22 protein-coding genes, 1 pseudogene and 1 riboswitch are annotated in these 20,563 nt (G+C 73.4%); of the genes and pseudogenes, 12 read left to right on the top strand and 11 right to left on the bottom strand.

Features of this window, described 5'->3' with window-relative positions:
• Complete coding sequence (locus tag K7B10_RS30030; protein ID WP_229340824.1) at positions 1-810, bottom strand: acetoacetate decarboxylase family protein; 810 nt, start codon at positions 808-810, stop codon at positions 1-3.
• Between the two features lie 125 nt (positions 811-935).
• On the opposite strand from K7B10_RS30030, the gene K7B10_RS30025 reads away from it, so the two are divergent.
• The 6 genes from K7B10_RS30025 to K7B10_RS30000 all read left to right on the top strand — a co-directional run bounded on the left by K7B10_RS30025 (position 936) and on the right by K7B10_RS30000 (position 7,275).
• Positions 936-1,571 (top strand): TetR/AcrR family transcriptional regulator, encoded by a 636-nt coding sequence (locus K7B10_RS30025; RefSeq protein ID WP_229340822.1) that lies wholly within the window; start codon positions 936-938, stop codon positions 1,569-1,571.
• Positions 1,572-1,723: 152 nt separating this feature from the next.
• Positions 1,724-4,312 (top strand): MXAN_6230/SCO0854 family RING domain-containing protein, encoded by a 2,589-nt coding sequence (locus K7B10_RS30020; protein ID WP_229340820.1) that lies wholly within the window; start codon positions 1,724-1,726, stop codon positions 4,310-4,312.
• A 43-nt stretch (positions 4,313-4,355) separates the two neighbouring features.
• A complete protein-coding gene (locus K7B10_RS30015; RefSeq protein WP_229345512.1) occupies positions 4,356-5,333 on the top strand; it encodes a DEDDh family exonuclease in 978 nt (325 codons plus the stop codon).
• Positions 5,334-5,397: 64 nt separating this feature from the next.
• Entirely contained in the window at positions 5,398-5,631 is a 234-nt protein-coding gene (locus K7B10_RS30010) for a metallothionein (RefSeq protein ID WP_078622409.1), read from the top strand.
• Between the two features lie 83 nt (positions 5,632-5,714).
• Complete coding sequence (locus tag K7B10_RS30005; RefSeq protein ID WP_229340818.1) at positions 5,715-6,509, top strand: SURF1 family cytochrome oxidase biogenesis protein; 795 nt, start codon at positions 5,715-5,717, stop codon at positions 6,507-6,509.
• Positions 6,510-6,519: 10 nt separating this feature from the next.
• Positions 6,520-7,275 (top strand): SDR family oxidoreductase, encoded by a 756-nt coding sequence (locus tag K7B10_RS30000; RefSeq protein WP_229340817.1) that lies wholly within the window; start codon positions 6,520-6,522, stop codon positions 7,273-7,275.
• A 6-nt stretch (positions 7,276-7,281) separates the two neighbouring features.
• On the opposite strand, the gene amaP is transcribed toward K7B10_RS30000, so the two are convergent.
• From amaP to K7B10_RS29975, 5 genes are read right to left on the bottom strand one after another with little or no spacing between them, the layout of a single operon-like run.
• The gene (gene amaP, locus K7B10_RS29995; protein ID WP_229340815.1) at positions 7,282-7,857 is read right to left on the bottom strand and encodes an alkaline shock response membrane anchor protein AmaP; all 576 of its coding nucleotides are present in this window, start codon (positions 7,855-7,857) and stop codon (positions 7,282-7,284) included.
• Positions 7,858-7,860: 3 nt separating this feature from the next.
• Positions 7,861-8,463 (bottom strand): DUF6286 domain-containing protein, encoded by a 603-nt coding sequence (locus K7B10_RS29990; protein ID WP_229340813.1) that lies wholly within the window; start codon positions 8,461-8,463, stop codon positions 7,861-7,863.
• The gene (locus K7B10_RS29985; protein ID WP_229340811.1) at positions 8,460-8,876 is read right to left on the bottom strand and encodes an Asp23/Gls24 family envelope stress response protein; all 417 of its coding nucleotides are present in this window, start codon (positions 8,874-8,876) and stop codon (positions 8,460-8,462) included. Before K7B10_RS29985 ends, K7B10_RS29990 begins: the two co-directional genes overlap by 4 nt.
• 7 nt (positions 8,877-8,883) lie before the next feature.
• Positions 8,884-9,066 (bottom strand): hypothetical protein, encoded by a 183-nt coding sequence (locus K7B10_RS29980; RefSeq protein ID WP_229340809.1) that lies wholly within the window; start codon positions 9,064-9,066, stop codon positions 8,884-8,886.
• A gap of 14 nt (positions 9,067-9,080) precedes the next feature.
• Positions 9,081-9,512: an Asp23/Gls24 family envelope stress response protein gene (locus K7B10_RS29975; RefSeq protein ID WP_229340807.1), complete on the bottom strand. Its 432-nt coding sequence runs from the start codon at positions 9,510-9,512 to the stop codon at positions 9,081-9,083.
• Between the two features lie 231 nt (positions 9,513-9,743).
• Here K7B10_RS29975 and K7B10_RS29970 point away from each other — a divergent pair, with 231 nt between their 5' ends.
• Entirely contained in the window at positions 9,744-10,652 is a 909-nt protein-coding gene (locus K7B10_RS29970; protein ID WP_229340805.1) for a zinc-binding dehydrogenase, read from the top strand.
• A 44-nt stretch (positions 10,653-10,696) separates the two neighbouring features.
• Here K7B10_RS29970 and K7B10_RS29965 read toward each other — a convergent pair whose 3' ends face one another.
• The 3 genes from K7B10_RS29965 to K7B10_RS29955 form a co-directional block, all read right to left on the bottom strand.
• Positions 10,697-11,476 carry an enoyl-CoA hydratase/isomerase family protein gene (locus tag K7B10_RS29965; RefSeq protein ID WP_053692585.1) on the bottom strand — a complete coding sequence of 260 codons (780 nt, stop codon included), beginning with the start codon at positions 11,474-11,476 and terminating at the stop codon, positions 10,697-10,699.
• Positions 11,477-11,638: 162 nt separating this feature from the next.
• Positions 11,639-11,860 carry a helix-turn-helix domain-containing protein gene (locus tag K7B10_RS29960; protein WP_030163146.1) on the bottom strand — a complete coding sequence of 74 codons (222 nt, stop codon included), beginning with the start codon at positions 11,858-11,860 and terminating at the stop codon, positions 11,639-11,641.
• A gap of 352 nt (positions 11,861-12,212) precedes the next feature.
• A complete protein-coding gene (locus K7B10_RS29955) occupies positions 12,213-13,811 on the bottom strand; it encodes an ABC-F family ATP-binding cassette domain-containing protein (protein WP_030859065.1) in 1,599 nt (532 codons plus the stop codon).
• A gap of 248 nt (positions 13,812-14,059) precedes the next feature.
• On the opposite strand from K7B10_RS29955, the gene ypfJ reads away from it, so the two are divergent.
• Entirely contained in the window at positions 14,060-14,950 is an 891-nt protein-coding gene (gene ypfJ / locus K7B10_RS29950; RefSeq protein WP_229340803.1) for a KPN_02809 family neutral zinc metallopeptidase, read from the top strand.
• A 60-nt stretch (positions 14,951-15,010) separates the two neighbouring features.
• A complete protein-coding gene (locus tag K7B10_RS29945) occupies positions 15,011-15,406 on the top strand; it encodes a VOC family protein (RefSeq protein ID WP_229340801.1) in 396 nt (131 codons plus the stop codon).
• A 45-nt stretch (positions 15,407-15,451) separates the two neighbouring features.
• Here the strand turns inward: K7B10_RS29945 and K7B10_RS29940 are convergent, their stop codons facing one another.
• Positions 15,452-16,906, bottom strand: coding sequence for a hypothetical protein (locus K7B10_RS29940; RefSeq protein ID WP_372481484.1), 1,455 nt, complete (start codon positions 16,904-16,906; stop codon positions 15,452-15,454).
• Positions 16,907-17,023: 117 nt separating this feature from the next.
• A complete protein-coding gene (locus K7B10_RS29935) occupies positions 17,024-18,154 on the bottom strand; it encodes an alpha/beta hydrolase family protein (RefSeq protein ID WP_229340799.1) in 1,131 nt (376 codons plus the stop codon).
• Positions 18,155-18,509: 355 nt separating this feature from the next.
• Here K7B10_RS29935 and K7B10_RS29930 point away from each other — a divergent pair, with 355 nt between their 5' ends.
• The 3 genes and pseudogenes from K7B10_RS29930 to K7B10_RS29920 all read left to right on the top strand — a co-directional run.
• Positions 18,510-19,790, top strand: coding sequence for an inorganic phosphate transporter (locus K7B10_RS29930; protein WP_229340796.1), 1,281 nt, complete (start codon positions 18,510-18,512; stop codon positions 19,788-19,790).
• 28 nt (positions 19,791-19,818) lie between these two features.
• Entirely contained in the window at positions 19,819-20,040 is a 222-nt protein-coding gene (locus K7B10_RS29925; RefSeq protein ID WP_229340794.1) for a hypothetical protein, read from the top strand.
• Between the two features lie 134 nt (positions 20,041-20,174).
• Positions 20,175-20,325, top strand: a riboswitch (cobalamin riboswitch).
• Positions 20,326-20,363: 38 nt separating this feature from the next.
• Positions 20,364-20,563: pseudogene (locus K7B10_RS29920) on the top strand (cobalamin biosynthesis protein); the annotation flags it as partial.

Raw genomic sequence — 20,563 nt, 5'->3', positions numbered from 1 at the left:
TCACACCCTCCCCCCTGACGATCCCTCCGGGGGCGCGTCGAGGATCTGCATCGGGTCGTCGTATCGCTGGTGGATGTAGGGGAGGAGGGCCCGGGCGCTGACGCGCTCGACGACGCGGCCCTTCTGGTCGGTGGTCTTCTCGCCGATGGTGATCTCCACGATCCGGCGTACGGGGAGGTCGGCGACGGGGTCGAACATCGACTCGCGCAGGACCACGTCACCGGTGATGTGCTCCAGCTTGCGGACCTTCTCGTTGCGGGTGACGTGGACGAGCACCGGGTCTGCGTCGAAGCCCGAACCGTCCACCGCCGGGAGGAACTTGAAGTAGAAGTCGGTCTTGGCGGCGGGCTCGGGCAGTGGCAGTTCGCGGTCCACCGCCCCGCGCACCTCGACGAAGGCGATCCCGTGCCGGGCCAGGGCCGCCCGTACGACGAGCCCGTCGCGCTCGACGTCGACCTCGCCCAGCTTCTTCGGCTCGCCGAAGACCTCGCGGCCGCCGATCAGGGCCCGCTCGTGGGTCATCGGCATGACCAGCGGGTACCAGCCCTCGACCCCGCCGTGCCGCGCGGCCACGGCCACCGAGCCGGCGCCCAGGGGGTAGCCGGGCAGGTCGACCTTGCTGATGTTGGCCCGTACGAGGGGCCGCTCGGCGGGCTTGAGCGGCGGCGGCAGGACCGCCGCCACCACGTCCGGGTCGCTCTCCCAGACCGCCACCACACCGGTGGACCAGATGTCGGGGAGCTTGGCGCTCTTCTCGCGCGACGCCGTGATCTCGGCCTCGGTGCGTGCTCCGTACCGTACGCGTGCCATGTCTCGCACCATCCCTCGTCCTTGAGCGGATCGGTTCTGTAACACAGTTACACCGCTACCGATGAAGGGTAAAGACCCCTGCACGGGCCAGAACTGACGATCCGACAGATTGGCGGGAGACGGCCATGGCCAGAACCACGCTCACCCGTGACGAAGTACTGGCGGCGGCCGCCTCCCTGGTCAGGCAGCACGGCCCGGCCGCCCTCACCATGCGCAAACTCGCTGCGGAGCTCGGTACGGCGGTGACCTCCATCTACTGGCACGTCGGCAACCGCGAATCGCTGCTCGACGCCCTGGTGGAGCGGACCGTCCAGGAGATGGGCGCGATACGGCCGGCCGGCCGCACCCCCGTCGAGCGGATCCTGTCCGTGGCCCGGACCCTGCGCCGCGAACTGCGCGGGCGGCCGCACCTGATCGCGATGGTCCACGAACGCGGGCTCACCGAGCGGATGTTCCTGCCCGCCCAGCAGGCCCTGGTCCACGAGGTGCACGCGGCCGGGCTGCGCGGGGCGCGGGCCGCCGACGCCGTGCGCGCGGTCCAGTTCCAGATCGTCGGGTACCTCCTGGTGGAGCGCAACCGGGAGCGCTCCCCCGCCCAGTCCCCCGCCGAGAGCGACCTCTGGGACCCTTCCGCGGCTCCCGACGACCCCGAGCTCGCCCGCGCCCTCGCCCGACCGGCAGACCCGGAAAGGTTGTTCCTGCTCTCCGTCCGCGCCCTGGTCGGCTCGCTGCTGGCGGCGCCCCCTCCACCCCCGCGATAAATCGCTTTGCGGCCCCGGGTGTCCGTGGTTGTATCGGCTGCGCGGGGGCGGCTCCGCGACGTGCTTCCTTCTCATCCTTCTGACGACACCCGTAGCGCGTCCCCTCTCCGCCTCCGCCCCACACCCTTTCCGGTTCCGGAGGAATCCCCCTTTTGCCCGAGCTGTCGACCGTCCTGTTGCGCCGTCTGCACACCGTTTACGTCGACCAGGCCGGGCCCCGCCCGGGCGATCCGTCGACCGCCGAGGGCCTGACGGCCCTGGAGGCCGAACTCCTCGACCGCGGCCACGCCCTCACGGGCCCCCTGCGTTCGGCGCTCGCCTGGCTCGGGCCCGCCGGACTCGCCGCCGCGGGAACCCAGTTGGTCAAGGACATCGACATCCTGCTGGGCGCCGACCGCACCCACATGCCGCTCTTCCGCTCGTTCCCCGCCTCGGTACCGGACGACACCCACGCCCTGTGGACCCGCCGCGTGCTCACGCTGCTCCTGCAGTGGCCGGAGCAGCCGTGCGTCCTGTGCGCGACGGTCGGCGCCGTCCGCCCCGTCGCACCCTGCGCCCACCTCGTCTGCCGCACCTGCTGGGACGGGGCCGACTACGCGGGCTGCCCGATCTGCCACCGCCGGATCGACCCCGCCGACCCGTTCCTGCGGCCGTCGCCGCGGCACGACGCCGCTCCCCCGGGGGGCGGCCCGCTGCGGCTGCTGACCTTCGGCTCCGACCGCGCCGCCGACGCCGTCACCGCGCTCGGCAAGCTGCTCGCCCGCCGCACCCCGCTCTCGGCCCAGGACACCGAGGAGGCCCGGGTCCTCCTCGCGCACGCCCCGCCCGCGCTCGACTGGCTGCCCGACACCATCCCCGTACGCGAGACCAAGGCCCTGGTCCTCGGCACCCTGCTGCGTGAGCGCCGCACCCGGGAGGGAGTACGGGCCCTGCTCCCCGAGCGGCTCACCACCGCCACCGACGTCCTGCGGCTGCTCGCCGTCTGGTCCGGAGGCGAGGCGGACCTGCTGGCGCCGCCGCGGCTGCGCTCCCTGCCGCGCGCGCTGCGGCGCGAGCTGCTCGCCGTACTGGACGCCCTCGATCCGGGTCTGCTCGTCGAGGACGTCCTGCGCCACCCCGACCCCTGGAAGCGCGCCGCGGAGATCCTGCACCCCTTCGAGCGGTACGAGCGCCACCCGCGCGCCACGCTCGCCTTCGCCGTCCTGCGGGGGACCGACACCTCCGGGCCCGGGCTCGGCGCCGCTCTGCGGGCGACCGCCGCCGCGCACCCGCAGGCCGTACGGGTCGACGGCGCGCGCCTGCGCCCGGCCACCTGGACCGGGCGCGCCGAGGAGGCCCTGCGGTCCGGCGACCCGGACGCGGCCCTGGCGGTGCTCGCCGAGCGGCCCGGCGAACTCGTACGGCGGCTCGACCACCTGCTGCGGCTGTACGCGGCCGAGGCGCTGCCCGAACGGGTGGCGCGGGTGCTGGCCGATCGGCTGCCGAAGGCGGGTCCCGGGCCCGTGCTCTGCGCGCTCGGGCGGCTGCGGGTCCGCCACCTGCCCGGCACCCGGCGGGTGTTCTTCCCGCGCGGCCGGGTCGCGCACTCGTACACCCGCGACGAGGACCGGGCGCCGCTGGCCGAGGCGGTGACCCGCTCGGTGTGCGAGCTGTTCGAGCGCGAGCTGCTGCGCCGGCTGGCCGCGGCGGACCCGTACGAGGCGGCGGTGCTCGACTCCCGGCTCGCCCACCTCCATGTGCCCTCCGCCGAGCGGGCGGCGGCCAAGGCGCTGGTCACGGTGCCCAAGGGAAGTTTCCAGGCACTGCCCGGCGGCGACGTGCTGCGGATGTTCCTGCACTGGATGGAACCGCCGAAGAAGCGGGTGGACCTGGACCTGTCCGTGGTCCTGTTCGACGCCGACTGGAACTACGCGGGCCTGTGCGACTTCACGAACCTGGTGTTTCGCGAGGGAGCCGTCGTCCACTCCGGGGACCTCACCTCCGCCCCCGCGCCCCGCGGCGCGAGCGAGTACGTGGACATCGACCTGGACCGGCTCGCCGACACCGGGGTGCGCTTCGCCATGCCCGTGGTCTTCAGCTACAACAACATCCCCTTCGAGCTGCTGCCCGACGCCTTCGCCGGGTTCATGGCCCTGCCCCACCGCTCCGGGCGCACCTCCCGCTACGATCCGCGGACCGTACGCCAGCGCTACGACCTGGTGGGGAACTCCCGGATCCACGTTCCGCTCCTGGTCGACCTGGAACGGCGCGGGTTCCTGTGGACGGACGTGCACCTGCCGGACGACGAGGGCTACCACAGTGTGTGGGCGCACCAGGAGGACCTGGCCCGCATCGGCCGCGACCTGTTCACGTACTTCTCGACGGGCCGCACCACCCTGTGGGAGCTGGCGGCCTGGCACGCGGCCGCGCGCTGCCCCGAGGTGCTCGTCCTGCGGCGCACCCCGCGGCCGAGCGACCCGGACGAGCTCTGGACGTACCGGCGGGGCGCGGACGAGGACACCGTCGCCTTCGCCTCCCGGCTGGTCGGGCTGCGCGATCCGGACGGCCGGCGGCCGGCGCAGGACGTCGACGCCCTGGCGGGGGCCGCGGCCTCGGGGAAGTCGGTGTTCCTCGCACTGGTCGAGGGCGATGTGGCGCCGGCCGGGGCCAGCGGGTCCGCATACCGGCTGCTGCCGGGGCCCGTTGACGGCTGCGGGCTCGAACAGCTCGCGGCGGGCGACCTCGTGGCGGCCCTGGCGTGAGGGTCCGCAGGGCGCGGGGTGTCAGTGTGTGCCGATATCCTCTGTGACCATGCTCGACGACCGTACGACCGCAGAGACGACGTGGCCGACCGCGTACCCGCAGGGGTACGCGGTCGTCGACGTGGAGACGACCGGGCTCGCTCGCGACGACCGGATAATCTCCGCCGCCGTCTACCGGCTCGACGCGCAGGGCAATGTCGAGGACCACTGGTACACCCTGGTCAACCCGCAGCGGGACCCGGGCCCGGTCTGGATCCACGGGCTCACCAGCGACATGCTCCAGGACGCGCCGCTGTTCAAGGACATCGCCGAGGAGTTCGCGGGCCGGCTCGCGGACCGGGTGCTCGTCGCGCACAACGCCATGTTCGACTGGCAGATGATCGCCCGGGAGTACGCGCGGGCCGCCGAGACCGCACCGGTCCGTCAGCGGCTGTGCACCATCGCCCTGTCGAAGGAGCTGAACCTCCCGCTGCCCAACCACAAGCTGGAGTCCCTCGCCGCGCACTTCGGCGTGGTCCAGCAGCGCGCCCACCACGCCCTCGACGACGCCCGCGTGCTCGCGGAGGCGTTCCGTCCGTCGCTGCACGCCGCCGCGCGGGACGGCGTACGGCTGCCCCTGCTGGAGTGCCGGCCGCTGACGGAGTGGTCGGACTCCCCCGTCACCCCGCGGATCGGCCCGCAGGCGTCGTACGGGAGCAACAGCTGGCGGCCGTCGCGCAAGCGGCCCCCGTGCCCGCACCCGAACCCGGGGCGCTTCGAGGACGGCAAACCGCTGAAGCAGGGCATGCGGATCGCCTTCTCGGGTGACACCTCGGTGGACCGGGAGCTGCTGGAGGACCGGGCGGTCGAGGCGGGGCTGCACGTCGCGACGAGTGTGTCGCGGCTCACGAGCCTGCTGGTGACGAACGACCCCGACTCGGCCACCTCCAAGACGGTCAAGGCGAAGTCCTTCGGTACGCCGGTGGTCGACGAGGCGGCCTTCACCCAACTGCTGCGGGACGTGGCTGCGGCAGACGGGTGAGCGTCGGGCGACTCGCCCGGCACCCCCTTTCCTGTCCCGCCCGTCGGGTCCCACCCTGTGGCGCATGGCACGTTGTGAGGTCTGCGGAAACGATTACGGCATGTCCTTCGAGGTGCACGCGCAGGGCAGCGTGCACGTCTTCGACTGCTTCTCCTGCGCCATCCACCGCATGGCGCCCATCTGTGAGCACTGCCGGGTGCAGATCATCGGACAGGGCGTCGAGGTCGAGGGCCAGTGGTACTGCGGGGCGCACTGCGCCCGCGCGGAGGGGAAGGTGGGCATCGTCGACCGCGTGTGACCCTCCTCTCCCTCCCGCCCCTCCCGACCCCGGACGGCCACCCGGCCGCCGGGGTCTTCCCGGCTGGGGGTACCGTCGTGGGCGTGTACCGCTTTGTGCTGACCCGGCAATGGGTGTGCCTCACCCTCATCGCCCTCGCCCTCGTCCCCGCGATGATCAAGCTGGGGTTCTGGCAGTACCACCGCCATGAGCACCGGGTCGCGCAGAACGAGCTGATCGCGGCGAACCTGTCCGCGAAGCCGGTGCCGATGACCGAGATGACCTCCCCCGGCCACCAGGTCCCGCGGGCCGATTTCTGGCGCGCCGTCACCGCCACCGGCACGTACGACTCCGCGCACGAGGTCGTCGTCCGGATGCGCACCGACAACGACGACAAGGTCGGCTTCCACGTCCTGACCCCGCTGGTGCTCGCCGACGGCCGGGTGGTCCTGGTCAACCGCGGCTGGGTGGCGGGCGGCGACGACCCGCGTGCGTACCCGCCGGTGCCGGCCGCGCCCTCGGGGGAGGTGACCGTCACCGGGCGGCTGAAGGCCGACGAGACGAGCGGCGGCAGCGGCATCAAGGACCGCAAGGGCCTGCCGGACCGCCAGGTGATGCTGATCAACAGCGCCCAGCAGGCGAAGTACCTGGGCGAGCCCGTCCTCGGCGGCTACATGGAGCTCACCGCTCCGGCCCCGGCGGGCGGCAGCCCCGAGCCGATCGCCGATCCCGACCACGACTCGATCGGCCCGCACATGGCCTACGCCGTGCAGTGGTGGCTGTTCGCCGCGGCGGTGCCGGTGGGCTGGCTGGTCCTCGTACGGCGCGAGAAGCGCGACCGGGCCGCGGCCGCGGACGCCGGCGCCACCCCCGAGCGGGAGCCGGCGCCGACGGCGTAGCGTGTCGGGCATGGATCTTGGACTGAAAGACCGTGTCTACGTCGTCACCGGAGCCACCCGCGGACTGGGCTACGCCTCGGCGCGCGAACTGGCGGCGGACGGCGCGAAGGTGATCGTGACGGGCCGCGACGCGGCGCGCGCCGCCGAGGCGGCCGCCTCGCTCGGTCCGAACGCCGTGGGCGTCGCCGCGGACAACGCCGACCCGCAGGCGGCGGCCGCGCTCGTCGCCACCGCGAAGGAACGCTTCGGGCGTCTCGACGGCATCCTCATCAGCGTCGGCGGCCCCGCCCCCGGTTCGGCGGCGGGCAACACCGACGAGCAGTGGGCGGCGGCGTTCGAGTCGGTCTTCCTGGGGGCGGTACGCCTGGCCCGCGCGGCGGCGGCCGAGCTGGGTGAGGGCGGGGTCATCGGCTTCGTCCTGTCGGGTTCGGTCCACGAGCCGATCCCGGGCCTGACGATCTCCAACGGGCTGCGGCCGGGGCTGGCCGGCTTCGCCAAGTCCCTGTCGGTGGAGCTCGGACCGCGCGGGATCCGCGTGGTCGGACTGCTGCCGGCCCGGATCGACACCGACCGCGTGCGCGAGCTCGACGCCCTGTCGGGCGACGCGGCGGCGGCCCGCACGGCCAACGAATCCGGCATTCCGCTGCGGCGCTACGGCACCCCGGAGGAGTTCGGCCGTTCGGCGGCGTTCCTGCTGTCGCCCGCGGCCTCGTACCTGACGGGCATCATGCTTCCGGTCGACGGCGGCTCCCGCCACGGCTTCTGAAGCCCTTCAGGCCACCCGCCGGGCGCGGTGGGAGGTGATCCGGAAGCGGGCCTCCGCGGGCAGTTCGGGGAGGCCCGCCGACCGGCGGGCATGGCCCAGCACCGGCCCGGCCAGCCCCGCCAGGGCATCGGCCGGCACGGCGTGCGGCTCCAGTTCCAGCTCCATCCGCAGCTTCGGGCCCGCGCGCCGGCTCCGGCGGCCCTGCTTGCCCCGCAGGGCGACGCGGCACCGGGCGACCCCGTCCAGCGCCCCCGCCTCCGCGGCCACCGCCTCCTCCAACGCCCGCCCGCGCAGCACCGCGAAGGCGCCGTCGCCCGTGTCCACCAACACCGCGGGCAGCCGCGAGCGCCGCAGCTGCGCCAGCAGCCACCACAGCGCGAGCACCACGCACACCCCGAGCCCGGCGACCACCGCCCACCACCACCAGCCCTCGGCATGCCAGTACCGCTGACGGGTCGCCGCGGACAGCAGCGGCTCGTGGCGGCCGCCGAGCGGCCGCAGCGCCGTCAGCACCACCGCCGCGGCGCCGAGCAGTACGGCGCCGATGATCCCGAGCAGGATCCGGTTCACGGTCCCGAGCATCCCTCACCTCTTCCCGACGGGGGCCCTGGTGACCCGTACGCGCGGCTTCGGCGCGTGCGCGAGGCCCAGTTCCCCGATGCCGACGGCCAGGACCTCCTCCAGGTCGGCCCGTACGTCCTCCAGCTCGCGGAAGTGGGACTGCGCCCGGACCGCGACGCGGGAGCGCCGCACCGCGACCCGCGCGGAGCGCACCCCGGACACCTCCATCGCCCGGTCGCGCAGCACCAGCGCGGCGGCCTTGCGGCCGAGCCCGGCCCGTACCCCGCCGTCCGGGTCCGGCGTCCGCATGGGCAGGATCCCGCGGAGCCCGGGCGTGAGGGCAAGGAGCAGCAGCACCGCCCCGGCCACGGCGAGTACCGCGGCGCCGACGATCACCCACGGGTCCGCGGGCGTGTGCCGCTCCAGCTGGTCGGCGAGTTCCCCGCGCCACTGCATGGCGGGGCGGCCGGCCCGGACGGCGGCGAGGTCGTACAGGAACAGGCCCGCCGCCGCGAGCACGGCCAGTGCCGTCAGCGCGGACGGGATCCGCCGGGCGGACCAGAAGCGGCGGACGCGGGCCGGGGCCGCTTGCCGCGGCGGGGCCTGGCCGGGGGCGGGCGCCGTCACCGCAGCTTCCGGTCCCGCAGGGCGGCGGTGCGGGTGTGCGGGGAGTGCAGGTGCTCGATGTCGACGTCCACCTCCGGCACGGACATGCCGGCGTACTCCTCGACGAGGCGGACGACCCGGCTGCGGACGGCGGCGCACCGGGCGGCGAGGTCGGAAGGGTAGTCGAGTTCGAGGCTCACCCGTACCCGGGCGATGTCGTGGTGCACGGTGACGGTGGCGTGCGGGGCGGCCTGCCCGCCGGCGGCCCCGGCGGAACCGCGGGCACCCGCGGGCCGGGGCGACCCGTCCGGCTGTGCGGCGAGCGCCTCCCTGGCGGCCTGGGCCGCGATCTTGGCGACGACCCGGTCGGCGATCCGGGTGGCCCCCCGTTCGGCGGGGGGCGCGTGCGGGGGAACCACCCGTGGCGTGGTCATCGGGGCCTCACCTGTCGCGGTCGCGGGGGCGGAAGAAGACGCCGGGTTCCAGGTCCCCGTCCAGGAACCGCCCGACGATGAAGCCGACGGCGCCGAGCGCCGCCACCAGCAGGAAGGCCCCGAATCCGCCGAAGTATCCGGCGAACGCGAGGGCCATGCCGGCGAAGAGGCCGACGACGGCCATCCTCATGGGGGTCTCCTCCTTCACTGGAGTCGGGACTCCGGTTCCTCGTCGGGCTCGTCGGGCAGCTTCACGTCGCTGACCGCGATGTTGACCTCGACGACCTCCAGGCTCGTCATCCGCTCGACCGCCGAGATGACGTTCTCACGGACGGCCCTCGCGACGTCGCGGATCGACACGCCGTAGTCGACGACGATCTCCAGGTCGAGGGCGGTCTGTACTTCGCCGACCTCGGCCTTCACCCCGCGGGTGGCCGACGACTTCGCTCCGCCGGGCACCCGGTCGCGGACGGCGCCGAAGGTACGGGAGAGGCCGCTGCCGCTGCCCATGGCGTGGACGCCGACCACCTCGCGGGCGGCGAGTCCGGCGATCTTCTCGACCACCCCGTCCGAGATGGTGGTGCGGCCACGGTCGGCCGGGTTGCGCGAGGCGCCCCCGGATGTGGATTCGGTCATCGCGTGTCCCTTCGCGCGGATTGGACTCACTCCGCACCACGGTATGCGCGGTGCCCCCGCGGCGCACCGGGACTACGCCGGTCGGCCGGGAACGGACGCCCTTCACCCCTTGACCTCAACTGCGGTTGAGGTCGGAGAGTGGGCAGGTGATCAGGGCCGAGAGGCCGTTTTCGGACAAGGCAGGGGGAAGCGTCATGCGGGCGGTACGGGTGGACGGGTCCGGAGGTCCTGGTGCCGGTGGAACTGCCGGATCCGGTGCCGGGGCCGGGCGAGGTGGTGGTCCGGGCCGAGGCCGTGGACACGATCTTCGTGGAGACCCAGATCCGCGGGGGCTGGGGCGAGTCCTTCGGCATCCACCCGCCGTACGTGCCGGGCGGCGCGGCCGCCGGCACCGTCGTCGCGGTGGGCGAGGGGGTGGACCCGGGCTGGCACGGGCGCCGGGTGGTGGCGGCCCCGGGGACGAAGGGGACGTACGCGGAACTGGTCCGGGTCCCGGTGGAACTCCTGGTCCCGGTCCCGGACGGGCTCGAGGCGGCGGAGGCGGCGGCGCTGGCGCACGACGGGGTGACCGGCTCGGGCATCGCGGAGGGCGTCGGCATCGAGGCGGGCGAGAGGGTGCTGATCCTGGGCGCGGCCGGCGGGATGGGGACGCTGCTGGTGCAGTTCGCGGTGGCCGCGGGGGCGTACGTGGTGGGGGCGGCGCGGGGCGAGCGGAAGCTGGCGCTGATCCGGGAGCTGGGCGCGGACCGGGCGGTGGACTACACGGAGCCGGGGTGGACCGAGGCGGTCGGCGGTCCGGTGGACGTACTGCTGGACGGGGTCGGCGGCGAGCTGGGCCTGGCCGGCTTCGGGCTGGTCCGCGACGGCGGGCGGGTCTCGGCGCACGGCGCCCCCAGCGGCGGCTTCACCGCGCTGGACCCGGCGCAGGCGCAGCGCCGCGGGATCGCGCTGCGCGGGATCGCCGAGGTCCAGTTCCCACCGGCGGAGATCACCCGCCTGGCGGGCTTCGCCCTGGCCGAGGCGGCGGCGGGGCGGCTCCGCCCGGTGATCGCGCGGCGGTTCCCGCTGACGGAGGCAGCGCGGGCCCACCGCGCGATGGAAGCCCGCGAGATCCCGGGCAAGGCCCTGCTGATCCCGTGACGGGCCCACCGGGGTCCGGGGGCGGGAGCCCCCGGAACTCCGGGTCAGTCCGAGAGGCCGGCCAGGTCGCGCAGGCGACGGGCCTGGGCGGCCCGCTCCGCCGAGCGCTGGGCGTCGTACGGCCGGGATCCGGCATCGCGGAGCAGTGCCTTGGTCTCGATCACGGCATCGCGCGGCGGAGCCAGCAGCGCCGTCGTGAGGTCCTGCACCGCCGCGTCCAGCTCATCGGCCGGTACGACCAGGTTGGCCAGACCGACCCGTTCGGCCTCCTCGGCATGCACGAAGCGGCCCGTCGCGCAGATCTCCAGCGCGCGGGCGTAGCCGACCAGCGAGGTCAGCGGCTGGGTCCCGGCCAGGTCGGGCACGAGACCCAGGCTGGTCTCGCGCATGGCGAACTGCACGTCGTCCGCGACCACGCGCAGGTCACACGCCAGCGCGAGCTGGAAGCCGGCGCCGATCGCATGTCCCTGAACGGCGGCGATGGAGACGATGTCGTTGCGCCGCCACCAGGTGAACGCCTCCTGGTACTCGGCAATGGTGGAGTCGAGCAGCTCGTCCGAACCGCGCGCCAGATCGAGGAAGGACGGCTCACCCTCGAAACCCTCGGGAGTGAACGCCTGCCGGTCGAGTCCGGCGGAGAAGGACTTGCCCTCACCGCGCAGCACCACGACCCGGACGGTGCCCGGCAACGACCTTCCGGCCTCCGCCAACGCCCGCCAGAGCGCGGGGGACTGGGCGTTTCGCTTGGCCGGATTGGTCAGTGTCACCGTCGCGACCGAGTCGTCCACGGTGAGCCGTACGCCGTCCTTGTCGAGCAGAGCCATCTGTGTGCCTCCGGTGTGCAGTCGGCCGCAATCCCGGCCTAAGTGACTGCACAGTAACCACCCAGTCGGCCGGAGGGCCGACCGGGGGTCACCGAAGGAACCGCGGTGTGGGCAGGCGAGCGTGATCCACCCCGGCGCCGGGCCTGACGGCCCGGATCGGGGTCAGGCCGAAGCCGCCTTCTTGCCGCGCGTCGCGCCACCGCGACCACGCAGAATGACTCCGGACTCACTGAGCATCCGGTGGACGAATCCGTAGGACCGGCCGGTTTCCTCGGCCAGTGCACGGATACTCGCACCGGAGTCGTACTTCTTCTTCAGGTCTGCCGCGAGCTTGTCGCGCGCGGCGCCGGTTACCCGGCTGCCCTTCTTCAGAGTCTCGGCCACCCGTGCCTCCTCATGGGAAGTGCGCTCTGGACTTCTCATGATCACCCCTCCCCGGCTTCCTGGCCACCCATTCAGCAAGGTCGGTACGACGACATTTCCCGAGTCGTGGACACATCAGCAGAACGGAATCTCCTCTTCCGCTGCATGACGTCCGTCACACTTCTCCACCCTCACCGGGAATCTCCAGGTCAGGGGCCGGACGGCAAGAAACGGCGGCCCCGGACGCGTACCCGGGCGGGCACGGCCGAGGCCGTCGTACAGAGCGCAGAGGTACGAGACCGTCTCACTCAGATGATGGATCACGCCTGAGCCGAATGATCCATAAGGAACTGGATCACCGGCTCCGGGAGGATCAGGCGAGGGCGACGAGGTCCCGGTAGTCCGGGCCCCAGAGGTCCTCGACACCGTCCGGGAGCAGGATGATCCGCTCCGGCTCCAGCGCCTCGACCGCGCCCTCGTCGTGCGTGACGAGGATGACCGCGCCCTTGTACGTGCGCAGCGCGCCCAGGATCTCCTCGCGGCTGGCCGGGTCCAGGTTGTTGGTGGGCTCGTCGAGGAGCAGCACGTTCGCCGACGAGACGACCAGCGTGGCCAGGGCCAGACGGGTCTTCTCGCCGCCGGAGAGGACTCCGGCCGGCTTGTCCACGTCGTCGCCGGAGAACAGGAAGGAGCCGAGCGTCTTGCGCACGGCGACCAGGTCCAGGTCGGGCGCGGCCGAGCGCATGTTCTCCAGGACCGTGCGGTCGGGGTCGAGCGTCTCGTGCTCCTGGGCGTAGTAGCCCAGCTTGAGGCCGTGGCCGGGGGTGACCTCGCCGGTGTCCGGCTTCTCCGTGCCCGCGAGGAGGCGCAGCAGCGTGGTCTTGCCGGCGCCGTTGAGGCCGAGGATGACGACGCGCGAGCCCTTGTCGATGGCCAGGTCCACGTCGGTGAAGATCTCCAGGGAGCCGTACGACTTCGACAGGCCCTCGGCGGTCAGCGGGGTCTTGCCGCAGGGCGCCGGGTCGGGGAAGCGGAGCTTGGCGACCTTGTCGGAGGCGCGGACGGCCTCCAGGCCGGCGAGCAGGCGGTCGGCGCGCTTGGCCATGTTCTGCGCGGCGACGGTCTTGGTCGCCTTGGCGCGCATCTTGTCGGCCTGCGAGTTCAGCGCCGCGGCCTTCTTCTCGGCGTTCTGGCGCTCGCGCTTGCGGCGCTTCTCGTCGGCCTCGCGCTGCTGCTGGTAGAGCTTCCAGCCCATGTTGTAGATGTCGATCACCGAACGGTTGGCGTCCAGGTAGAAGACCTTGTTGACCACGGTCTCGACCAGGTCGACGTCGTGGGAGATCACGACGAACCCGCCGCGGTAGGTCTTCAAATAGTCGCGCAGCCAGACGATCGAGTCGGCGTCGAGGTGGTTCGTGGGCTCGTCGAGGAGCAGGGTGTCGGCGTCCGAGAAGAGGATGCGGGCGAGCTCGACGCGGCGGCGCTGGCCGCCGGAGAGGGTGTGCAGCGGCTGGCCGAGGACCCGGTCGGGCAGGCTGAGGGCGGCCGAGATGGTCGCGGCCTCGGACTCGGCGGCGTACCCGCCCTTGGTGAGGAACTCGGTCTCCTGGCGCTCGTACTGCTTGAGCGCCTTCTCGCGGGTGCCGCCGGAGCCGGTCGCGATGCGCTCCTCGTTCATGCGCATCTTCTTGAGCAGGACGTCGAGACCGCGGGCGGACAGGATCCGGTCGCGGGCCAGGACGTCGAGGTCGCCGGTGCGCGGGTCCTGCGGGAGGTAGCCGACCTCGCCCGAGCGCGTGATGGAGCCGGCGGCGGGCTGGCCCTCGCCGGCGAGGCACTTGGTGAGCGTGGTCTTGCCCGCTCCGTTGCGGCCGACCAGGCCGATGCGGTCGCCCTTGGCGATGCGGAAGGAAGCGGACTCGATGAGGACGCGGGCGCCGGCGCGCAGCTCGACGCCGGTGGCGGTGATCACGGAAATACTCCAGGGCGGGGGGACGGCGGAAGGGGGGCAGGACGCGATGCTTCGACGCCGCTAATCCGCGAGGAGATTTGCCATGGGATTCATTCTACCGGGGGTGCGCAACCAGTTTTGGGGGCGTCCCGCCCTTGACATGTCGCCCGTTCGGCGTACGGATCACCCCGGTGGGGCGGGGCGCGTACCAGGATGGACCGGGTGATACTCGCCGCAGGGGCGGCCACGTTGAGACGAGGCGGTGCGGGATGCAGTTCGACGACGACGCCAACCTGGACACGTCCGAGGTCAAGGATGTGCGCAGCAGCCGCGTCCCGGGCGGACGCGCGACGATCGGCGGCGGTATCGCGGGCCTCATCGCACTGATCCTCGGGCTGCTCTTCGGAGTGGGCCCGGACCAGCTGGGACTGTCCTCCGGGAACCCGGAGCCGGCGGCGACCTCCTCGTCGGCCGGCGAGGTCCAGCAGGCCTGCAAGACCGGGCGGGACGCGAACACCCGGGAGGACTGCCGGCTGGTCGCGGTCGTCAACAGCACCCAGGACTTCTGGAAGGACGAGTTCACCCGGCGCGGCGGCCGCTACAGCCCGGCCTCGACGGTCTTCTTCACCGGCCGCGTGAACACCGCCTGCGGGGCCGCCACCTCGGCGGTCGGCCCGTTCTACTGCCCCGCCGACCGGCAGGTCTACCTGGACCTGGGCTTCTTCGACGAGCTGCGGACGAAGTTCGGCGCGAGCGGCGGCCCCTTCGCCCAGGCCTACGTCGTCGCGCACGAGTACGGGCACCACGTCCAGAACCTGACCGGAACCCTGCAGAAGGCCCAGGACGGGCAGCAGGGCGCGAACAGCAACGCGGTCAAGGTGGAGCTGCAGGCCGACTGCTACGCCGGGGTGTGGGCGCACAACGCGACGAGGACCCCGGACGAGTCCACGGGCCGCCCGCTGATCACCAGCCTGACCGACCAGGACATCAGGGACGGCCTGGACGCGGCGGCCGCGGTCGGCGACGACCGGATCCAGGAGAAGTTCCAGGGCCGGGTGACGCCGGAGTCCTGGACGCACGGCTCGGCCCGGCAGCGCCAGCAGTGGTTCTACCAGGGCTACCGCACGGGCGACATGGCCCAGTGCAACACCTTCCGCTGACTGCCGGTGGCGCCTGCCATGCTGTGACGCAGGTCACCGTCACGAGAGGGAGTGGTCGTCATGGCAGGCGTTCCGTCCATCTGTCCCACACTGCGTTATCGCGACGCGAAGGCGGCCGTCAGGCTGATCACGGAAGCCTTCGGCTTCAGCCAGATCGCGGTGTACGAAGGCGAGGACGGGGCGGTGATGCACGCGGAGCTGGCGTACGGCAACGGCCTGGTGATGCTGGGCAGCAAGGGCACCGGCAGCGTCTTCGACAAGGCCATGGGCGACGGCGGGCCCGTGGGGGTCTACGTGGTGGTCGACGATGTGGACGCCCATCACCGGCGGGCCGCGGAGCACGGCGTGGAGGTCCTGATGGAGCCCACCGACCAGGACTACGGGTCCCGCGACTACATGGCCAGGGACGCCGAGGGCAACATCTGGAGCTTCGGGACGTACGCGCCGCAGGTCTGAGACCGGCGGCGCGTTCCCGTTGCTCCGCACGCGGCGCTCCGGGCGCTACGCGCCGCCGGTGTGGACCTGGAAGGCGGCCCGGCGGACCGCCTTGGCCAGGGCCGGGTCCGGGTGCGCCGCCGCCAGGGCGACCAGGACCTGGACGGTGCGCGGATGGCCGACGGCACGGACCTCGTCCAGCAGTCGCGGGACGGTGGTGCGGACGGCCGAGTCGAGGTGGCGCGCCAGCAGGTCCGCCTCGCCGTGGTCGGCGATGGCGGCGGCGGTGTCCACCCAGAGCCAGGTCGTCTCCTCGGCGGTGAGCACGTCCTGCGCCTCGTCGGGATCGACCCCTTCGTGCTCGGCGAGCCAGAGCAGGGCGTAGGGCCGCAGGGCCGCGTCGCGCACGGCGGCACGCACCTCGGCTTCGGCCGGGGCGCCGACCACGCGCAGCGCCTCGAAGGCGAGCCCGCGCAGCAGGGCGTCCTCGCCGCGTGCGGCGTGCAGCAGTTCGCTGACGGCGTGGCCGACGGGCCGGGCGGCGAGCCAGGCCTGGTATTCGGCGCGGGCCGGTCCCGGGGTGAGCCGGGCGCAGCCGTGCAGCATCGCGGCGGCGGACTGCTCGATGTTCCCGGCGGGGCTCTGCGCGGCGACGCAGATCTGTTCGAGCTTGACCCAGACGGCCCAGCTGCCGAGCGGGGTGAGGGCGGCCTGCGCGGGGCCGAGGGTGACGGCGTCGACGGCGGCGAGCCCGCCGAGCGCCCAGCGCAGCAGCCGGGCGAGCGGGACGGGCGCCGTGTGGCCGGCCGCCTCGGGGCCGGCGTCCGGGTCGGACCCCGCGCCGTCCGCGGGCGAAGCCTCGCGCGCGGGGGCGTCGTACGGGATCTCGCAGCGCTCGTCGCGCAGTTCGGTGACCCGCTGCCCCAGCAGGTCCAGCAGGTCCGGAACGGTCACGGGACCGGCGGACAGCTGGAGCAGGGACAGCAGTTGGGGCATCGCCTCGACCACCTCGGCGACGGCCGCGGGGGCGATGTCGGCGGGGGCCGGGTGGACCAGGGACCAGGCGTCGAACAGGGCGACCCAGCCGCGCAGTACGGCGGTGTCGTCGCGGTCCCAGGCACGCAGCCGCCAGCCGGGCCGGGCCTGGCCGCCGTGCACCTCGACGAGGCCCGCGAGCCGGGCGCGGTCCCAGCCGACCCGGATCTGCCCGTGTGTCAGGTTCAGTTCACCGGCGGCGCGTTCGACGTCGGCGGCGGGCAGCGCTCCCGCCGGCGCGGGCCGGCCTCCGTCGCCGGCGCCGAGGTTGAGCTCGGCCCAGCGGGCGAGCCGTACCGCGTCGGCCAGCGAGGCCCGGGCCCGGCTCGCGAGTTCGGCCGTGGCCGGGGTGCCCGCCGGGGGCCGGGAGGCGGAACGGGCGCGTCGGTCGGTCACCGCCTTGCGGGCCGCGGCGACGGAACGCGGGGAGACGAGTCGGAGTCTGGAGTCGCGAGCCAACTGCTCATCAGGCTTTCGGGACGTCACGGAAGCAGTCTCGCCCGTCACCGGCCGAAAGCCCAAACGGAACCAGCCATTATCGCCACTCGACGGGGGGACATACCAGGAAAATGGCCCCGCCCCGTCCCGTCCGGCACACGGCCTTCACATAAGAGGGGTCAGGAACCGCCTCAGGGCCTCCTCGTAAGCGGCCGGATCCGCGTTCCACATGGCCCCGTGCGGGGCTTCGCGGACGGTCCGCAGCGTGACCAGGTCGGGACGGGCCTCGGCGAGCCGGCGCGAGGGCCCCCAGGGGGCGAGCGCGTCGTCCGGCCCGTGGAAGATCAGTACGGGGACGCGCAGCGCCCCGGGGTCCGCCCCGGGCCCCGACCGGTCGGCGCGCAGTCCGGCGCGCCCCTCGGCGGCCCGCACCGCGAACGGAACCAGCGCGGCTGGGGTGCGGCGGGCGGCGACGAGCGCGCGCAGGGTGGTGTGCCAGTCGAGGACCGGCGAGTCCAGCACGAGCCCGCAGACGCGGTCGGCGAGCGCCGAGCGCTCGGCGGCGTGCAGGGCCATCGCGGCGCCGGTGGACCAGCCGTGCAGCACGACCCGGCGGGCCCCGTAGCGCACGGCGTAGCGGATCGCGGCGTCCACGTCCCGCCATTCGGATTCACCGAGGTGGCCGAGACCGTCCGGCGACGCGGGGGCCCCGAGGTCCCCGCGGTAGGCGAGGTCGAGGACCGGCATCCGCTGGCCGTGCAGGAAGGGCATGACCACCATCGGGTGCTCGCGGCCGGTGCCGAGCCCGTGCACGGTGATCACCCAGGTGTCACGGGTGCCGGGCACGAACCAGGCGGGCAGCCCGCCGAGCTCGCCGGGGACGTCCACGTCGGCGTGGTCGAGGCCGAGGGCGGTACGCGGGTTGCCCGCGTACACCTGGGGGGTGAGGGTGACCCGGGCGCCCGGGTCGAGGCTGCCGTGGGTGACGGCGAGGAGCCGGCGCACGACGGCGTCCGGTCCGGGGTCGAATCCGTCGAGGACGGGTCCGACCACGGCGTGCACCCCGGGGGCGCAGAGCCCGTACGTACCGGGGCGCAGCGAGGCCAGCGAACGGGTCAGCGTGACCCGCCCGGACCCGCTGGAGTGGACGCTGAGCCGGGGCCCGCCGGGCAGGGGGCGGCCGGGTTCGTGGCGCAGGGCGGCGTCGGCGGCGTACCGGCCGGCCGCGACCGCGGCGGCGCCGGCCCCGACGAGAGTGGTCGCGACGGCCGCGGCCGTCGCTGTGGCGGAAGGCACGGCTCCAGTGTCGAGGCGCAAGGGCGAGCGGGCCACTGGAGCGGAATGTTCCGATTGCGGCCCGGCGGGTCCGGGAAGGGATCCCGGGACGGACCGCCGGGGCAGGCGGCCGGGAGTGATCTGCGTCTCCCCGCGAGTGCCTCCGAGGCGGGTCCGGGGGCCTCGGAACCCCTGTGGAGCCATCCGTTCACCCGGCTTTGACGTGCATTAATCGCCGTATCAGCGCCAAAATGGGGATGAAGGTCCCGATGGCACGACGGGCCAGTACACCGCTCCGCCGGAGTCAGTTCACCTTCCGTTCATCCAGGTTGCCTACGGTCGCCGAGCCACTGACGCCAAACAGAAGCCTGGGTAAATGGAGCACATAACGCTTCTCCTCGGGATCGTGATCATCACCGCTCTCGTGTTCGACTTCACGAACGGTTTCCACGACACGGCCAACGCGATGGCCACCACCATCTCGACCGGCGCCCTCAAGCCCAAGACGGCGGTGGCCATGTCCGCCGTGCTCAACCTCGTCGGCGCGTTCATGTCCGTGGAGGTCGCCAAGACGATCTCCAAGGGCCTGGTCAACGAAGAGGGCATCCAGCCGGAAGTGATCTTCGCGGCCCTCGTCGGCGCGATCCTCTGGAACCTCGTCACCTGGCTGGTCGGGCTCCCCTCCAGCTCCTCGCACGCCCTGATGGGCGGCCTGGTCGGCGCGGCCGTCGCCTCCGCCGGCCTCGGCGCCGTCAACGGCGGCACGCTCGTCACCAAGGTGCTGCTCCCCGCGGTCGCCGCGCCGATCGTGGCCGGCGCGGCCGCGATGCTGGCCGCCAAGGTCACGTACAAGCTGGGCGGGAACGTCGGCAGGAAGACCTCCGCCAAGGGCTACAAGGCCGGTCAGATCGCCTCGGCCGGTCTCGTCTCCCTCGCGCACGGCACCAACGACGCGCAGAAGACGATGGGCATCATCACCCTGGCCCTGGTCGCCGGCGGCGCGCTCGCGCCCGGCTCCAACCCGCCGGTCTGGGTCATCGTCTCCGCCGGCATGGCGATCGCGATGGGCACCTACCTGGGTGGCTGGCGCATCATCCGCACCATGGGCAGCGGCCTGACCGACCTCCAGCCGCAGCAGGGCTTCGCCGCCCAGACCTCGGCCGCGAGCGTCATCCTGGCCTCCTCCACCCTCGGCTTCTCCCTCTCCACCACCCACGCGTGCTCCGGCGCCGTCATGGGTGCGGGTCTGGGCCGCAAGGGCGGCGTGGTCCGCTGGTCCACCGCCTCCCGCATGTTCATCGCCTGGGGCCTGACCCTGCCGGCCGCCGCCGTCGTCGCCTCCGGCGCCGAGCTGGTCATGCGCACCGGTGACGTCGGCGTCGCCGCCGTCGCGCTCTTCCTCGCCGCCTCCTGCGTCGCCATCTGGCTCATCTCGCGCCGCCAGGTCGTCGACCACAGCAACGTCAACGAGGTGCAGCCGGCCGCCGCCGAGGAGCCGGGTGTGGTCACCACGGCCATGGCCGCCGTCACCGTCCCGCCGACGCTGGCCGCCGAGGCCGCCGCCGGTACGACCGCCGCGGTCACGGACGAGGCTCTGAAGGCCACCATCCCGGCGGCCACCCCGGCCGCGCCGGCGGCTCCCGCCGCCGCGGTCTGACCCCGAGAACGACAGAGGAATCCGCAGTATGAAGATCGACTGGGCAGCACTCGGCTCCGTCTTCGGGGTCAGCCTCTCCGCCACCGTCGCCCTCGTGGCCCTGTTCACCCTGGGCCTGGTGGGCCTCTCCAAGCACGAGGCCGCCACCGAGCAGGGCGGCACCGCCACCCTCGCCCGCAGCGGTGCGTACGCCTGCTTCGCGCTCGTCGCGGGGGCCGTGGCCTACGGGATCTACCTGATCGTCAGCTGATCCCGGCCGACACGACCCGATCGATTCGGGCACGGCGTACGAAAGCTCCCCCCGGGTTTCCCGGGGGGAGCTTTCGTACGTCTGTGACGTGTGCCGTTCACCTGCCCCGCCGCAGGTCAACGGCGAGTTGACGGGCCTTCGCGGTGCGTGGTGGACTGCCCGAGCCAATACGGCGGCATGGAGAGGAAGTCCGGTGCGAATCCGGCGCGGTCCCGCCACTGTCACCGGGGAGCACACGGCTCGTGCGCCCCGGGAGCCAGGAACTCCCACCGCCGGACACGTCGAACCAGGGCGCGGACCCTGAGTGAGGACATACCTGCACCATGCGTGCCGACCGCGTCTTCGCGTACGGCGCCACGGCGGGCCTGATCGGCGACCGGATCCTCGGTGATCCGCGCCGCGGGCACCCCGTGGCCGCCTTCGGACGAGCCGCCGCCGCCGTCGAGCGCGCCCTGTGGCGCGACGACCGCGGCCGGGGCGTCATACACACCCTCCTGTGCGCCGGGGGCGCGGCCGCCGTGGG

Source organism: Streptomyces flavotricini (assembly GCF_020639365.1).
In the GTDB taxonomy this organism is placed as follows: Bacteria; Actinomycetota; Actinomycetes; order Streptomycetales; family Streptomycetaceae; genus Streptomyces; species Streptomyces flavotricini.
Note: the sequence above shows the minus strand (reverse complement) of the source record. Positions and strands in the feature narration are given on the sequence as shown.

Bases quoted from the DNA above. Each gene is read 5' to 3' on its own strand.
- K7B10_RS30000 (WP_229340817.1), top strand. From the start codon at position 6,520: ATGGATCTTGGACTGAAAGACCGTGTCTACGTCGTCACCGGAGCCACC.
- K7B10_RS29980 (WP_229340809.1), bottom strand. From the start codon at position 9,066: ATGAGGATGGCCGTCGTCGGCCTCTTCGCCGGCATGGCCCTCGCGTTC.
- K7B10_RS29945 (WP_229340801.1), top strand. From the start codon at position 15,011: ATGGCAGGCGTTCCGTCCATCTGTCCCACACTGCGTTATCGCGACGCG.
- K7B10_RS30010 (WP_078622409.1), top strand. From the start codon at position 5,398: ATGGCACGTTGTGAGGTCTGCGGAAACGATTACGGCATGTCCTTCGAG.
- ypfJ (WP_229340803.1), top strand. From the start codon at position 14,060: ATGCAGTTCGACGACGACGCCAACCTGGACACGTCCGAGGTCAAGGAT.
- K7B10_RS29930 (WP_229340796.1), top strand. From the start codon at position 18,510: ATGGAGCACATAACGCTTCTCCTCGGGATCGTGATCATCACCGCTCTC.
- K7B10_RS29925 (WP_229340794.1), top strand. From the start codon at position 19,819: ATGAAGATCGACTGGGCAGCACTCGGCTCCGTCTTCGGGGTCAGCCTC.
- K7B10_RS30025 (WP_229340822.1), top strand. From the start codon at position 936: ATGGCCAGAACCACGCTCACCCGTGACGAAGTACTGGCGGCGGCCGCC.
- K7B10_RS29965 (WP_053692585.1), bottom strand. From the start codon at position 11,476: ATGGCTCTGCTCGACAAGGACGGCGTACGGCTCACCGTGGACGACTCG.
- K7B10_RS29985 (WP_229340811.1), bottom strand. From the start codon at position 8,876: ATGACCACGCCACGGGTGGTTCCCCCGCACGCGCCCCCCGCCGAACGG.
- K7B10_RS29975 (WP_229340807.1), bottom strand. From the start codon at position 9,512: ATGACCGAATCCACATCCGGGGGCGCCTCGCGCAACCCGGCCGACCGT.
- K7B10_RS30030 (WP_229340824.1), bottom strand. From the start codon at position 810: ATGGCACGCGTACGGTACGGAGCACGCACCGAGGCCGAGATCACGGCG.
- amaP (WP_229340815.1), bottom strand. From the start codon at position 7,857: ATGCTCGGGACCGTGAACCGGATCCTGCTCGGGATCATCGGCGCCGTA.